This is a genomic window from Actinokineospora sp. UV203, assembly GCF_056323665.1.
Window position 1 is genome coordinate 710,581 of sequence record NZ_CM150484.1, and the last position, 14,157, is coordinate 724,737.

At 70.0% G+C, this 14,157-nt stretch carries 14 protein-coding genes; 4 read left to right on the top strand and 10 right to left on the bottom strand.

Features of this window, described 5'->3' with window-relative positions; all coding sequences use genetic code 11:
• The first annotated feature begins 24 nt into the window (after positions 1 to 24).
• The gene (locus ACUZ2Y_RS03255; protein ID WP_476326721.1) at positions 25 to 381 is read left to right on the top strand and encodes a hypothetical protein; all 357 of its coding nucleotides are present in this window, start codon (positions 25 to 27) and stop codon (positions 379 to 381) included.
• Here ACUZ2Y_RS03255 and ACUZ2Y_RS03260 read toward each other — a convergent pair.
• From ACUZ2Y_RS03260 to ACUZ2Y_RS03275, 4 genes are read right to left on the bottom strand one after another with little or no spacing between them, the layout of a single operon-like run.
• Positions 370 to 936, bottom strand: a complete 567-nt coding sequence (locus ACUZ2Y_RS03260) for a GNAT family N-acetyltransferase (protein WP_476326723.1) — start codon at positions 934 to 936, stop codon at positions 370 to 372. The genes ACUZ2Y_RS03255 and ACUZ2Y_RS03260 overlap by 12 nt on opposite strands.
• 40 nt (positions 937 to 976) lie before the next feature.
• Positions 977 to 2,116 (bottom strand): oxygenase MpaB family protein, encoded by a 1,140-nt coding sequence (locus ACUZ2Y_RS03265; RefSeq protein ID WP_476326725.1) that lies wholly within the window; start codon positions 2,114 to 2,116, stop codon positions 977 to 979.
• Between the two features lie 43 nt (positions 2,117 to 2,159).
• Positions 2,160 to 2,741 carry a pentapeptide repeat-containing protein gene (locus ACUZ2Y_RS03270; RefSeq protein WP_476331551.1) on the bottom strand — a complete coding sequence of 194 codons (582 nt, stop codon included), beginning with the start codon at positions 2,739 to 2,741 and terminating at the stop codon, positions 2,160 to 2,162.
• Complete coding sequence (locus ACUZ2Y_RS03275; RefSeq protein ID WP_476326727.1) at positions 2,695 to 3,138, bottom strand: NACHT N-terminal helical domain 7-containing protein; 444 nt, start codon at positions 3,136 to 3,138, stop codon at positions 2,695 to 2,697. Before ACUZ2Y_RS03275 ends, ACUZ2Y_RS03270 begins: the two co-directional genes overlap by 47 nt.
• A 463-nt stretch (positions 3,139 to 3,601) precedes the next feature.
• Between ACUZ2Y_RS03275 and ACUZ2Y_RS03280 the strand changes: the two genes are divergently transcribed.
• On the top strand, positions 3,602 to 3,733 hold the full coding sequence (locus ACUZ2Y_RS03280; protein ID WP_476326729.1) for a hypothetical protein: 132 nt from the start codon (positions 3,602 to 3,604) through the stop codon (positions 3,731 to 3,733).
• Here the strand turns inward: ACUZ2Y_RS03280 and ACUZ2Y_RS03285 are convergent.
• Positions 3,730 to 4,950: a PucR family transcriptional regulator gene (locus ACUZ2Y_RS03285; RefSeq protein WP_476326731.1), complete on the bottom strand. Its 1,221-nt coding sequence runs from the start codon at positions 4,948 to 4,950 to the stop codon at positions 3,730 to 3,732. The genes ACUZ2Y_RS03280 and ACUZ2Y_RS03285 overlap by 4 nt on opposite strands.
• A 101-nt stretch (positions 4,951 to 5,051) precedes the next feature.
• Here ACUZ2Y_RS03285 and ACUZ2Y_RS03290 point away from each other — a divergent pair, with 101 nt between their 5' ends.
• On the top strand, positions 5,052 to 6,557 hold the full coding sequence (locus tag ACUZ2Y_RS03290; protein WP_476326733.1) for a flavin-containing monooxygenase: 1,506 nt from the start codon (positions 5,052 to 5,054) through the stop codon (positions 6,555 to 6,557).
• Positions 6,558 to 6,658: 101 nt separating this feature from the next.
• On the opposite strand, the gene ACUZ2Y_RS03295 is transcribed toward ACUZ2Y_RS03290, so the two are convergent.
• The 3 genes from ACUZ2Y_RS03295 to ACUZ2Y_RS03305 all read right to left on the bottom strand — a co-directional run bounded on the left by ACUZ2Y_RS03295 (position 6,659) and on the right by ACUZ2Y_RS03305 (position 10,889).
• Entirely contained in the window at positions 6,659 to 7,441 is a 783-nt protein-coding gene (locus ACUZ2Y_RS03295; RefSeq protein WP_476326735.1) for a S1 family peptidase, read from the bottom strand.
• Positions 7,442 to 7,576: 135 nt separating this feature from the next.
• Entirely contained in the window at positions 7,577 to 8,509 is a 933-nt protein-coding gene (locus tag ACUZ2Y_RS03300; protein ID WP_476326737.1) for a DUF2157 domain-containing protein, read from the bottom strand.
• A 307-nt stretch (positions 8,510 to 8,816) separates the two neighbouring features.
• Entirely contained in the window at positions 8,817 to 10,889 is a 2,073-nt protein-coding gene (locus tag ACUZ2Y_RS03305) for an MMPL family transporter (protein WP_476326739.1), read from the bottom strand.
• A 107-nt stretch (positions 10,890 to 10,996) separates the two neighbouring features.
• On the opposite strand from ACUZ2Y_RS03305, the gene ACUZ2Y_RS03310 reads away from it, so the two are divergent.
• On the top strand, positions 10,997 to 11,497 hold the full coding sequence (locus ACUZ2Y_RS03310) for a MarR family winged helix-turn-helix transcriptional regulator (protein ID WP_476326741.1): 501 nt from the start codon (positions 10,997 to 10,999) through the stop codon (positions 11,495 to 11,497).
• A gap of 15 nt (positions 11,498 to 11,512) precedes the next feature.
• Here ACUZ2Y_RS03310 and ACUZ2Y_RS03315 read toward each other — a convergent pair whose 3' ends face one another.
• Positions 11,513 to 13,171, bottom strand: coding sequence for an alpha-amylase family protein (locus ACUZ2Y_RS03315; protein WP_476326743.1), 1,659 nt, complete (start codon positions 13,169 to 13,171; stop codon positions 11,513 to 11,515).
• On the bottom strand, positions 13,162 to 14,136 hold the full coding sequence (locus ACUZ2Y_RS03320; protein ID WP_476326745.1) for a TIGR03885 family FMN-dependent LLM class oxidoreductase: 975 nt from the start codon (positions 14,134 to 14,136) through the stop codon (positions 13,162 to 13,164). The genes ACUZ2Y_RS03315 and ACUZ2Y_RS03320 overlap by 10 nt, the downstream gene beginning before the upstream one ends.
• Positions 14,137 to 14,157 lie beyond the last annotated feature (21 nt).

Sequence of the window (14,157 nt, forward strand, 5' to 3'; positions counted from 1 at the left end):
CGGGTGCGGGTTTACCGTGAGGCCATGAGTACCGAACCGCTCGATCCGGATGCCGCCTGGGTGCCGCGGGCCTGCACCCTGCCCGCGGCAGACCGGCCGCTGCGGGTGGCGGAGTTCGACGACCTGTTCGCTACGTCGCTGCGGGGCCTCGGCCGGTACTCGCCGACCGGGCTGTGGATGGATCTCGACCCCACTCCGGAGACCGCCGCGCGGGCGGCCGACCTGGTGATGCGCGAGACGGGTTGCTGCTCGTTCTTCATCTTCGCGCTGGTGGCGGCCGACGGTGCGCTGACGCTGGACATCCGGGTCCCGGACGCGCGGGTCGACGTGCTCGACGCGCTGGCGTCGCGGGCGGCGGCCATGGCGGCACTACCGGGCTGACGGCTTCGCGCGGATCGTCGCGTGGAGCAGCATGTCCCGCCGAACACCGCCGATCTCCTGGTGGCTTCGCAGCAAGCCCTCCCGCTGGTAGCCCGCGTTCTCCGCGACCCGGATCGATCCCAGGTTCCACGGCTCGATGTGGACCTCGACCCGGTGCAGCACGGGGATCGTCCACGCGAACGCGGTCAACGCCGTCAAGGCGCTGCTCGCGAAACCGCACCCCCGGTGCGCGGCGGCGACGGAGTACCCGGCCGTCGCCCGGCCGGCGGCCAGGTTCTGCAACCAGAGGCCGATGGCCCCGACCGCCTCGTCGGTTCGCGCGTCGGCGATGGCGAAAGACAGCCCGGCGCCCTCGGCGAGCCTGCCCTGCTGGCGGTGAATCCACGCCATCGCCTCTTGGGCGGACGGTTTCGCCGGAAGGCTGCCGATCAGCGGCACATACGGATCATCCCCGAGCTCGAACGCGAGGTGCATGTCGCGTTCGGCGAACGCCCGCAGCACGACCGGACCGCATCGTGGAGCCGTCGACGGCCACTGCGGAAGCATGTCGTTCATCCGTCGATACTCGGTCGTGCCGGGCTTTCCGCAAAACGGATTACGGGTGCTTGACCGGGCAGGTCGGCAGGTTCCAGTGCCCGCGCAGGTCTTCTGGGATCGACAACGTCGTGGACTGGCCGTTGGTCAGGGTGCGAACGCTGCCTGTGAGCAGGAGTGTGCCCGCCTTGTCCAAGACCGCGCGGGCCACACGGTTGTCGTCCTCACGGCGCTCCATCCAGCGCATGACCCGGCTTGCCGCGCCGACGGCGCGCGTCCAGCCGCGTGACTTCGGTACCTGGAGCCAATCGGCGACGTCCGGGTCGACCACCTGGCGCACCATCGCGGGGACGGCGGCGTCGAAAGCCTTGCCGGGGAACAGGTTCCGGTAGAGGTCGAGCAGGCCCTTGGTCAGCTTGATCCCCTCTGGGGATGGGCCGTAGCTCGCCCGCACGAGCGTCGCGTTGAGGTGCTCGGCCTCGGCGAGTGTCTCCGGCATCGCGTCGGTCTTGATGCCGAGCAGGGCGCCGGTCACCCGCCAGACGTAGTAGTAGTCGGCGGCTTCCTGCTCGGTCACGGAGATCCCGATGCGGCGCATGCCTTCGAGCACCTGCACGGAGAAGATCAGCAGCGCGCCCAAGAGGTCCTGCTGGCAGACCGGGACGCCGTCCTGCTCGGCGTCCCATTCCGGTGACCGCGAGACGAAATGGCGGACCGCGGCGTGGATGAGCCTGGTCTTCTGGATGGTCGGGACGAACGCCCCGCCCGAGCCGAAGGGGTTGGGCGCCATCATGTTCACCACGAACTGCGAGGTCTCCGACAGCCTGCGGTGCGGCTGGTTGAGCCGGTGGGTGAGGTCGAGCACCCGCGACGGCCGCGGCTGCGCGTAGCAGTTGACCATCGCGCCGAACGACAGCACCGACGCGACGTGCACGCCGTCGTCGGCGAAGAACGCGTACGCGCGGGCGACCCGGTCGAGGTCGGCCCATGCGGGCGGGTCGTCGGTCGCGACAAGATAGGAGCGCACTGACGCGGGCAGGTTCTCCGGGATCGGGGTGTCGTTGCCGCGGAACTCGGCCAGCACCGCGTTGACCTCGTCGACCTGCCCGGTCTCGACCAGGTCGGCGATCACCGCGTCGGCAGGCGGATCCCCTTCGAAACGCAGGGCGTCGAGTTGCTCGGCGGTGTAGGGCACGGGCACTTCCTCAATGGTCGGGGCAGACAACTGTGGCCACCCGGACGACCTAGGCGCAAGCATTCACCGCCGAGAACGCCCATTGGGGTAAGACCGCGCACTCACCACCACGCGCCGACGGTGCGGCGTCGTGCTCGGCGCCCTCGGTGTTGGTGCCCTTGTCGTGTTGGGCGCCAGTCAGGATCACGTTGGCGAACGTCGCGTAGCGAAGGTCCGCGCCACGCAGGTCGGCATTGGTCAGGTTGACGTCGGTCAGGCTGGCGGGTCCGATTTTCGCGTAGTCCAGCCGTGCGCCGGACAAGTCCGACCCCGACAGGATCACGAAATTCGAAAGGGCGGCGGAACTCAGGTTCGTGCCGGTGAGTTTCGCGTCGGCGAAGGACGCCAGGTCGATGTAGTGCGACTCGTATCTGCGCAGCACTTTGGGGAGGGAGAGCGCGTTCTGCAGATGTGTGTCACTAGTCCACGTTTCGATGCTCTCGAGGAAGGCCAAGCTGAAATTGTGCAGGCTGGCATACCAATCGCCGAGATGGCAGGCGTTTTCCTCGAACCCCCACAGGGGAGACGGACCCGGGATGGGCTTGCTATACAGAAGCTCGTTCAGGTTCTGCTGATTGGTGGTGTTTGACAGGAACCCGCTGTCGGCTCCGGTGACAGTGAAGGACGGTGAAGGACTTCATCACCTTCTTGCCGACCGTCTCTTCGAACACCTCGAAGTACGCCGACACCGCGATCACGGTGTGCGCGGCGGCGATCAAATCTCGTCGTTCCAGGCCGGATACGCCCGCGAATTTGGTTGACAGTTTCCGCACCAGGCCGCGGAGTTGGCTGATCGCCTCGTTCTTCTGGTCGACCCAGCCCCAAAGCAACGCCAGGGGAGCGAGGGCGGGTACCGCGACGGCGCCCGCCACTCCGGCGCCGAGGACCAAGCCGCCGAGGAGCTTGTCCAACTTGCCGACGACGGCGGGGTCGTGTTTGCCCAGGATTCGCAGGGCGTCTTCGAAGGTCAACGCGGGCTGCTTGCGCACCGGTGCAGCGTAGCGGCTTGATCACCAACCCTTCTCGGTACCACAAAGATTCTATTGAATATTAACTATCAAGATATTCGGTAGAGCGGCCTGGTCAAAGAGGCGGGTTATGAAGGGGGTCAAAAGCGCCTGGACGGCGGCGAGGTGTGGCCGCACTGGACGCGCCAGGGCGCGGCCGGCGTCGCCACACTGCGAGGCGCCGGCTGTCCAAGGAAGAAGTCACCGGCACCGTGCGCGTGAGTGGCGAGGTCCGCAAGGAGCGCGTCGAGACCGACACCGACGGCCGGGGCCGCCCGAAGCGCTGCCGCCTAGGCCCGTCGCGCACCGGCACCGCCGGTAGGTCGGAGCGTGCCGTTCGGTCCATGTGAGACCGCTTCGGCTGTCCACTTCAGACATCCGGCGGGGCGAAACCGGTAACAAGGCATTGATCAACGCCGACGTAGCTTCCACAGAGGAGGCGCCGGTGATCAGCGATGATGACGTTCTCGCGTTGTTCGACCGCTGGCGCGTGGAGATCGACAGTGAGCCCCCGCCGAACCTGGTCATGCTGGAAGTCGCGTGCGTCCTGTTCGTGGCCGGACGGGTGCCGGGTTAGCTCTTGGCCTGCCGCCACTTGAGCAGATCCAGTGCGGCGGCGACGGCCACGAGGTTCTCCGCCAGCGGCCGGGGCAGCAGTTCGTCGGCTCGGGCCAGCCTGCGGATGACGGTGTTGCGGTGGCTGTAAAGGCGCTCGGCCGTGCGGGAGGTGTTGCACTGCTCCCGCACGTAGGCGCGGACGACGTCGAGGATGTCCTGGTCGGCGTGTTCCAGGTCGCCGAGGGTGTCGGTGACGAACTCGTCGGCCTGGGCGGGGTCGGCGGTCAGCAGCGCGACCAGCTGGACGTCCTCGTAGCGCGCGTACTGCTGTGGTGAGGTCAGGCGGGCGAGCATGCGCTGCGTGGTGAGCGCGTCGAGGTGGCTGCGGCGGAACCCGTCGACGTCGCGACCGGGCCTGCCGACGGCGACCCTGATCTCGGGGTAGGCCGCGAGATATGTGGCCGACCGAGGTGCGCGGGTCACCGGCAGCCACACCCAGAGTGTGCCCGCGCCCGCCACGACGGTGAGCCTGCGCGGCGCGTCGCTGACCCGCACGAGCTGCTCCGCCGCGCTTTCGAGCTGGTCCATGCTCGCGTGTTCGCTGGTCCACACGACCGCCGCCGTGTGGCTCCCGGTCAGGGGATAGCCCAACTGCGCCTCGGCTCGGGCACGGGTGATGGGCGCGCCTTCGAGCAGCAGCGCCACGGTGGCGCGGCGCTCGGCGTGGGTGCCCCGGACGAGTTCGTGGCGTTCGGCGTCCATCCGCTCGGAGATGGCGGCGACCGTGTCGTCGAGGAAGGCCGAGATCGAGCGGGACGACACGTCGAGCAGCTCGTGGAGCTCCGCGGGGTCGGTGGTGAGTCCGAAGCAGATCTCCATCCACCGCCGCCACGCCGCGTTCTGGCCGGTCCGGTAGGAGTCGAGGGCGCCCGCGTCCAGACCGCGCCGCACCAGGTCGCGGGAGTTCTCCAGCGCTTCCGGCCCGATGTACGGCCGCACGCGGCGGCCGGGGTGTTGGGCGTTGGCCGACGCCCAGTGCAGGAGGTTGGCGAGGTTGGTCCGCCGGACGCCCTCGCGCAGGACCGGGTCCTCCGCGACCGCCCGCATCCGCGACCCGCTCAGGGCGGCCGCGTGCAGGTCTTCGATCCACTCCGCGCGCGGGTTCAGCGCGATCTCCGCGCCCTGCCGGAGCAGGTCACGCACTCGGGGCGACGGCGTCGGCCACGGCTGGCTCATGGGCATAGTGCACCACAAGCGCGCGAACGAGGGGCAGATCGTTCTGGCCCGAAGGGGTGATGAGACGGGATTCTTGCGGCAGCCGCACAAGGGAGCCATTCATGACCACCTCACTCGAGCACGTCGACGTCCTGATCGTCGGCGCGGGCATCTCCGGCATCGGCGCGGGCCGCTACCTGCGCACCGAGCACCCCTCGAAGAGCGTCGTCATCCTGGAGGCCCGGGCCGCCTCGGGCGGCACCTGGGACCTGTTCCGGTATCCGGGCATCCGCTCGGACTCCGACCTGCACACGTTCGGCTACGAGTTCAAGCCGTGGCGGGACAAGGAGTCGATCGCCTCAGCGGACCGCATCCTGGCCTACCTGCGGGAAACCGCGACCGAGAACGACCTGGACGGCCGCATCCGGTACCACCACAAGGTTCTCGCCGCCGCCTGGTCCACTGAGGACGCGCGTTGGCTCGTCGACGTAGAACGCACCGACACCGGGGAGCGGTTCCGGCTCTCGGCGGGCTGGATCTTCGCCGCGGGCGGCTACTACGACTACGACGAGGGCTTCACGCCGCATTTCGAAGGGCGGGACCGGTTCGCGGGTCGGATCGTGCACCCGCAGCACTGGCCCGAGGACCTCGACTACGCGGGCAAGCGGGTCGTGGTCATCGGCAGCGGCGCCACCGCGGTGACCCTGGTGCCCGCCATGGCGGACACAGCGGGCCACGTGACCATGCTGCAGCGGACACCGAGCTACATCGTGCCGGTGCCCAAGGAGGACAAGGTCGCGTCCCTGCTCAGCCGGGTGTTCGGCGCCGAACGCGGGTACGCGCTGACCCGGCGCAAGAACATCGCCCAGGCCCGGGCCATCTGGCGGTTCTGCCAACGCTTCCCGAACGCGGCCCGCAAGGTTATCCGGTTCCTCAACGTCAAGCTTTTGCCCGAGGGCTTCCCGGTCGACGAGCACTTCAACCCGCCGTACGACCCATGGGACCAGCGCCTGTGCGCCGTCCCCAACGGCGACCTGTTCCGCGCGATCCGCCAGGGGACGGCGTCAGTCGTCACCGGCCGCATCGAGACCTTCACCGAGACCGGGATCCGGCTGGAGAGCGGCGAGGAGGTCGAGGCGGACATCATCGTCACCGCCACCGGGCTGAACATCCAGCTCTTCGGCGGCATCGAACTCACCGTCGACGACCGGCCGGTGTCCTACCCCGACACGGTCGTCTACCGCGGCATGATGCTCAGCGGGGTGCCGAACTTCGCCATCGCCATCGGCTACACGAACTCGTCGTGGACCCTCAAGATCGGCCTGCTCTGCGAATACTTCTGCCGCCTGCTGCGCCACCTCGACGACAACGGCCACGACGCGGTGTGGGCGGTCGCCGACCCCGACCTGCCGACCCGCCCGCTCCTCGACTTCGGCGCGGGCTACGTCCAGCGCTCACTGGCCCGGCTCCCCAAGCAGGGCCCGGCGGCCCCCTGGCTGATGGCGATGGACTACCACGAGGATCGCGAACAGATGCGCCACGGCGCCGTCGCCGACGAGCACCTGCACTTCTCCAGCCGCACCGAACACGCGGCTGTGTCGGCGGTAGGCGCGGAGGCGGTCATTTAGTTCTTGATGAACGGCTGGCGCGGCCGCGGTCGATCTTCCCGACGACTCCGCCAACGAAACAGGCCCTCCCGTCGCCGGGAGGGCCTGTCACCGTGTCCTGCTTAAGCGAGCGTGCCGGTGTACCCGGTGATCCAGGTCCGGTAGGCGGGCACGTCGGAGTAGATCGACGGGTCGACGGCGCAGGTGCTGGTGCGGCCGCCCGCGCGGCTGGTCGCCCCGATGAGCTCCCACGTGCCGTTGACGGCCTTGATCTGCGGTCCGCCGGAGTCGCCGTAGCAGGCGCCCGCGTTGTCGTTCGGGTTGTCGGTGCAGATCTCGGTCGGGCCGTCGATGCGCCCGCCCTTGCACTCGGTGTCCGCGACGATGGAGGTGTTGAGCTCCTGCAAGATCACGGGAGCGCCGCAGCCGCCCCGGACCGGGCAGGTCTGGCCCCAGCCGATGATGCGGCTGCTGGTGCCCACCGCGCCGGAGGCGTCGGCGATGCGGATCGGGGTCTGCGAGACCGCGCTGCTCAGCTGCAGCAGCGCGATGTCCCCGGTGGTGCGGTAGTTGGGGTGGATGATGATCCGGCTGACGCCGACCACGGTGCCGCCGCTGGTGCGGTCCGTGGTGCCCACGCGCAGCTGGGTGTTGCCCGGGGTGCGGCCCGTGACGCAGTGCGCGGCGGTGACCGCCCAGTCGGCCTTGATCAGGGAGGCGCCGCAGACGTGCGAGCCGGTGGTGCTCTGCATGGACGCCATGAAGCTGTAGGTCTGGGTGGCGTTTCCGCCGCCGACGATCATCGGCGAGACCGGACCGTCGGCGGGTGCGGCGCCCGCGATCGGCGCGGTGAGCGCGGTCGCCGCGGCGGCGACCAGGCCCACGAGCAGGGTACGTGCCCTCATTGTGGTGCTCCTTCCGTCACCGGAGCCCTCGATCCGGTGACGTAGGGAACCTAGGCACTGCGGGCGGCCTTGCCTACCTGCGCTGAACTGTCACCAATTGCCAGTTGTTGCGCGGAAGGCGGGCAAATTGGTCAATTAATGGCGTAGCCGCAGGCTCAGCCCGCCCAGGGCCAGCAGGACGGCCCCCGCGATGAGCACGATCGCGGCGCCGCCGACGGAGCCACCGGTCCAGTCCCAGATCGCCTCGGGCACCGCGAGGGTGAACCCGACGACCCCGGCCGCGAGCAGCACGGGCGACCGGGTCAGCCGGTAGGCCACGAACCCGGCGACCGCGACCCCGGCGGTCAGCACGTACCCCCACGCCGTCCATTCGGAGGACCCGAGCGGCACTTGCGCGCCGATCAGCGCGATCCCCGCGGCGGCGGTGAACCCGGCCCACCCCGGCCGCACCACGCCGGCGGCGGTCAGCGCACCCCAGAGCACCCCGACCACGATCAGCGCCCCCGCCAGCCAGGGAGCGTCGGCGTCGAGGAGTTCCACGACCACCTGCCACACGACCGCCACACTGCCCACGGCCGCGACGGCGAGACAGGCCAGTGAGGGCAGGACCAGGTAGCCGCACCCTGCGAGCACGAGCATGGTCGAGGTAGCCCACAGCCCTTCATGACTGGTTGCGATCGTGGCGGCGGTGATCCCACCCACCACCGCGGTCAACCCGAACAACACCCCAGCGACCCGCGTCCGCGCCGACCCCGCGCGCGGCGGCAACGCCCCAGGCCCACCCGCGATCAGCACCCCCGCGACCAGCAACACCGCCGCTGACAGCGACAACACCCCGATCCGCGCGCCCCGGGTCAACTCCTCCCAGGAGGTCCCGATCAGCAACGCGGCCCCGGCCAGGACGAGCGCGCCGCCCAGGTACCCGAGCACCTCCGCCACCCGCCGCGGCACGCCTTCGTCCACCGCGAGCGCGGCCCGCACGGCGTCTCTCTGCTCGGCGGTGAGCACCCCGTCGGCGACGAGCCTGGCCAACGCGGCATCCTGTTCGGGAGTGAGGGTCATGGCCATGGCTGCCTCCTCGGGAATATCACCAGGATGAGGCATGAAGGCTTGATCAGCGCGATACGGTCGCCGGTCACCTTCGGGGCGTCCGCAATCGGCAGCGACACCGTGACGATCAGCCCGCCGCCCGGTCTCGGTTCGGCGTGGGCGTCGCCGCCGTGGGCTCAGGCGACGGCTTGCACGATGGACAGGCCCCAGGCCCGACCACCACCGACCCGTCCGCGCGGCCCGCTGCTGACCTACACCCAGCCCGTCGGGGAGGTTGTGGCGGACGCCGTTCGACGACGTTCTGCACCCAGCACCGGGAATCTGATCAGGATTTGTCGAGGCGCGAGGGCCACCACACGATCCGGCCGAGGTCGACCACCAGGGCGGGCACCAGCAGCGACCGCACGATCAGGGTGTCCACGAGCACCCCGAAGGCGACGATGAAGGCGAGCTGGGCGAGGAACAGGATCGGGATCACCGCGAGCGCGGCGAAGGTCGCGGCGAGGACGACGCCCGCCGAGGTGATCACCCCGCCGGTCAGCGACAGACCGCGGAGCGTGCCTTCCCGGGTGCCCAGCGTGCGCGTCTCCTCGCGGACCCGGGTCATGAGGAAGATGTTGTAGTCGATTCCCAGGGCGACCAGGAACACGAACCCGAACAGCGGGACCACGGGGTCCGCGCCGGGAAAGCCCAGGATCTCGTTGAACACCAGGGCGGAGACGCCCATCGTGGCGGCGAAGGACAACACCACGGTGGCGATCAGCAGCGCGGGCGCCAGCAGCGACCGCAGCAGCAGCGCGAGGACCGCGAAGATCACGACAAGGACGATCGGGATGATCACCGCGCGGTCCCGTTCGGAGGTCGCCCGGGTGTCGAGCTGGCTCGCGGTCGGTCCGCCCACGAGCGCGTCCGCGCCGGGGACCGCGTGCACGGCCTCGCGGACGCGGGTGACGGTGTCGATCGCGGCGTCGGAGTCCGCGGGGTCCGAGAGCACGACATCGATCTTGACCTGACCGTCGACGACCTTCGGCTGTCCGTTCGACATGGTCACCGCCGTGGTCGAGACGCCGTCGACGCGGGACGCGGCCAGGACCTGGTCGGCTCGGTCCGCTCGGGCGATCACGACGGTGGGCGCGCCGGTGCCGCCGGGGAAATAGCGCGAGACCACCTGCTGCCCCGCGGCTGAGTCGACCTCGGTGAGGAACACCTCCGACTGCGCGGTCCCGCTCGCCCGCAGCTGCGGTAGGAAGGCGGCGCCGACCAGCAGCACCACGGTGGTGACGATCCAGATGGTGCGCGGGGCCCGGCCGACCCAGCCGGACATCCGGCCCCACAGGCCTGAGGTCTCCGGGTGCGGTGATCCGAGCGTGGGCCGCCGCGGCCAGAAGGCCGTCCGGCCGAGCACGACGAGCACCGCGGGCAGGAATGTCGTGGTGGTGAGGAAAGCCGCGGCGATGCCGATCGCGGCCACCGGTCCGAGGCCGCGGTTGGAGTTGAGGTCACTGAACAGCAGACACAGCACGCCCAGGACCACCGTGCCCGCGGACGCCGCGATGGGCTCGATCGTGGAGCGCAAGGACGTCCGGATCGCGCGATGGCGGTCGTCGGTGTCGCGTAGTTCCTCGCGGAACCGCGACACCAGCAGCAGGGCGTAATCGGTGGCGGCGCCGAAGACCAGGATGAACAGGATGCCCTGGCTCTGGCCGTTGAGGTCGAGCACATCGTTCGTCGCGAGCAGGTACACCGCGAGGCTGGCTAGTCCGAGGGCGAACACCGCCGACAGCAGGACGACCAGCGGCAGGATCGGGCTGCGGTAGACCACGACGAGAATGAGGACGACGACGGCGCCCGCGACCAGCAGGAGCAGGCCGTCGATCCCGCCGAACGCCTCGCCCAGGTCGGCGGCCTGCGCGGCGGGTCCGGTCACCAGCAGGGTGAGTCCGTCCGGTCTGCCTGCGTCGAGTCGGTCCCGCACCTCGCCGATGGCCGCACCGGGGTCGACGCCCGCGTCGACGGAGATGACTGCCTGCCGGGCGGCGGGGGAGTCGGGCGCGGGCAGCCACGTCGGGGTCGCCTGGTCCACGCCGGTCACGTCGCCGATCGCGGCCAGTCGGTCGGCGAGGTAGCGGTCGTCCTCGGCGGTGATCCCGTTCGGCCGCTCGGCGACAAGGATCGCGGGAACGGCGCGGCTGCCCGCGAACGCGCGCTGCAGCTCGCCGACTCGGGTGGCCTCCGCCGAGCGGGGCAGGAAGGTGGTGCTGTCCTGCTCGGCGACCTCGCTCAGCTTGCCCGCGAAGGGCCCGCCGACGGCGCCGACCACCAGCCAGCCGATGATCAGCAACGCGGGGAGCAGCCACCGCGCCGTCCTGGGGCGCGCGGTGTCGGACGTGGTGTTCACACTCACTACCCTCGGTCTCGCCGGGACAAGTAGTTCGATTGTCGAATGTTTCGACGATCGAAAGAGTAAGGTGGGTTCGCTCGATGGGCAAGCCGGAAGGTGGGTCAATGGGCTCCAGCGTCGGACCGCGCGCGCACGCCGGGTACACCGACCAGCAGTTGGTCACAAGGCTGAGGCAGCTCGTCGTGGAGTCCGACAGGTTCGCGGAGATGTTCGGCGAGACCCGCGGCATCCACCGCACCGACCTCAACGCGCTCGCCGTGATCATGCACGCCGACCACGCGGGCCGCTCCCTGAGCCCGGGCGACCTGGCCGAGTCGCTGCACCTGAGCGCGTCGGCGGTGACGGCGCTGCTCGACCGCCTCGAAGCCGCGGGCCACATCCGCCGCGAGCGCGGCACCGTCGACCGCCGCCGCGTCGAGCTTCGGGTGAACGACCGCGCCCTCGACGTGGGCCGGGCGTTCTTCGCCCCGCTCGGGGCGGAGATGAGCCGCGTCTGGGCCGAGTTCGGACAGTCGGAGCGCCAGATCATCGACCGCTTCCTCGCGTTGAGCGTCGAGGCCACGGTCCGGGTCCGGGAGCGGTTGACCGCGCCCGAGCAGCACTGACCACGGCACGCAGGCCTACCGCTCGGTGGCCCGCAGCCAACGGCAGCCGTACGGGTCCAGGTTGACCGTCGCCACCCCCTTCTCCGACACCGGGATCTCCCCGCTGTGGAGCAGGTCGACGAGCACGTGTGAGTCGTCCACATCGTCCAGAGTGATCTCCGGGGAGACCGCGCGGTCGGCGAAGTTGTGCAGCACGACCACGGTCCCGTCGATATCGCACCGGTGGGCCAGGACGGACGCTTCGCCGGAGTCGAGCACCTCGTAGCGGCCCCACGCCAGCTCCGGGGTCTCCCGGTACCGGTCGATGAGGAGCCTGATCCACGAGTGCAGCGAATCCCGGTCACCCTCCTGCGCGCTGACGCTGACGTGCTCCGGCCCGAACCGCCCAGCGGGAATCGGCCCCGGCAACTCCGACGGATCCGCGGTGGAGAAGCCGCCGTTGCGACCGGGACTCCACTGCATCGGCGTGCGGACCGCGAGCCGCCCCTCGGCGCTGAGGTCCTCGGCCATGCCGATCTCCTCGCCGTAGAACAGGACCGGGCAGCCGGGCAGCGAGTACAGCAGGCTGTAGATCATCCGGATCCGCCGCTCGTCACCGTCGACCATCGACGGGAGCCGCCTGCGCAGGCCGCGGCCGTAGAGCTGCATGTCCTTCTCCGGGCCGAACGCCTCGAATACCTCCTGGCGTTCGGACTCGGTCAGCTTGTCCAACGTCAGCTCGTCGTGGTTGCGCACGAACGTCGCCCAGTGCCCGTCGCGCGGGGGGAGTGGGCGTTGGCGCAGGGCCGACGCCAGCGGCTTGGCGTCGCCGCGGGCCAGGGACAGGTACATCTTCTGCATGCCGATGAAGTCGAAGCACATCGTCAGCTCGTCGGCGACACCGCCGCCGTCACCGAAGAACTTCATCGTGTCCTTGTACGGCAGGTTCACCTCGCCCAGCATCACCGCGTCGCCGCGGCGGCGGCCCAGGAACGCGCGCAGGTCGGCCAGGTACTCGTGCGGGTCGGGCAGGTGTTCCGCGTCGTCGCTGCCCGCGGTGTCGAGCAGGAACGGCACCCCGTCGACCCGGAACCCCGAGAGCCCCAGCTCCAGCCAGAAGCCCATCACCCGGGCGATCTCGTCGCGCACCGCCGGGTTCGCCACGTCGAGGTCGGGCTGGTGCTTGTAGAACTGGTGCAGGTAGTACTGCTTCGCCTTGCGGTCGTAGGTCCACCGGCTCGTCTCCTTGTCGGGGAAGACGATGCCCTTCTTCGCGTCCGCGGGCGGCTTGTCCTGCCACACGTACCAGTCGTGGTAGGGCGAGTCCGGGCCTTCCCGGGCGCTCTGGAACCACGGGTGCTGGTCGGAGGTGTGGTTGACGACCAGGTCGGCGATGACCCGGATTCCCCGGTCACGCGCGGTGCGCAGGAACTCGACGAAGTCGCCGAGCGTGCCCAGCCGCGGGTCGACGTTGTAGAAGTCGGTGATGTCGTAGCCGTCGTCGCGGTCGGGGGAGGGGTAGAACGGCATCAGCCACAGGCAGGTGACGCCGAGCCGGTCCAGGTAGTCGATCTTCTGCGACAGGCCGCGGAAGTCGCCGTGCCCGTCGCCGTTGCCGTCGAAGAAGGTCTCCACATCCAGGCAGTACACGATCGCGGTCTTCCACCACAGGTCGGCGGTCCGGGTCAGCTCCACGACCCCACCTCCGCCAGCTCGGGCAGCACCGACTCGCCGAACGCGGCGATGAACTCGTCCTGGTGCTGTCCGACGTGGTGCAGGTAGATCTCGTCGAATCCGAGGTCCACGTAGGCCCGCAGCCACTCGGCATGCCTGCCCAGGTCGGCGGAGATGTTGACGACCTTGGCCACGTCGTCCGCGCTGACGGACCGCGACGCCGCGTCGAAGTGTTCCGCCAGCTCCAAGTCCCACGCCATCGGCGGCCCGAACACGTTGCTGCGCCACTGTTCGTGCGCGAGGTGCCGTGCGGTGTCCTCGTCCCGCGCCCAGGACAGGTGGACCTGCAGCGCCAGTTTGCCGCGCCCACCGGCGTCGCGGTAGGTACCGACCATGCGCCGCAGGTGCTCCACCGGGCCGCCGACGGTGATCAGCCCGTCGGCCCAGTCCGCGCACCAGCGGGCGGTCTCCACGCTCACCGCGGCCCCGATCAGCGGTGGCGGTGTCTCCGGCAGCGTCCACAATCGCGCCCGGTCCACCGTCACCAGCCCGTCGTGGCTGACCTCGTCGCCCGCGAGCAGCGCCCGGATGACGTCGACGCACTCGCGCAGCCGCGCGCTGCGGACGTCCTTGCGCGGCCACCGGTCGCCGGTGATGTGCTCGTTGCTGGCCTCCCCGGAGCCCAGGGCCACCCAGAACCGGTCGGGGAACATCGCCCCGAGCGTTCCGATCGCCTGCGCCAGGATCGCCGGGTGGTACCGCTGCCCGGGCGCGCTCACCGCGCCGAACGGCAGGGTCGTGGCCTGCAGCGCCGCACCCAGCCACGACCAGGCGAACCCGGACTGGCCCTGCCGCGCGCTCCACGGCGAGAAGTGGTCCGAGCACATCGCCGCCCGGAACCCGGCCTGCTCGGCCTTGGCCGCGGCGTCGAGCAGCGCCCGTGGGTGGACCTGTTCATGCGAAGCATGGAAGCCGAAGACAGTCATGCCATCAGCAATACCCAGGTG